Source organism: Clostridium sp. DL1XJH146, assembly GCF_054819755.1.
On the sequence record NZ_JBTVVN010000154.1, the window covers coordinates 1 to 256 of the forward strand.

The 256-nt window shown below is 37.5% G+C and carries 1 protein-coding gene; it reads right to left on the bottom strand.

What is annotated here, in order from left to right:
• Positions 1–39: 39 nt before the first annotated feature.
• A partial coding sequence (locus ACVHXK_RS18910) for a hypothetical protein (protein WP_461207948.1) occupies positions 40–256 on the bottom strand: 217 nt, incomplete at its 5' end.

The window sequence follows — 256 nt, forward strand, 5'->3', positions numbered from 1 at the left end:
GCACAATGCACAATGCACAATGCACAATGCACAATGCTTTTAAAGCAATGCACAATGCACAATGCACAATGCACAATCAAATTCAAAAGCAAAACTAAATGCAAAACCAAATGCAAAGGCAAAAGTAAAACCAAATGCAAAGGCAAAACCAAAACCAAATGCAAAACCAAAACCAAAGGCAAAACCAAAGGCAAAACCAAAGGCAAAACCAAAGGCAAAACCAAAGGCAAAACCAAAGGCAAAACCAAAGGCAAAA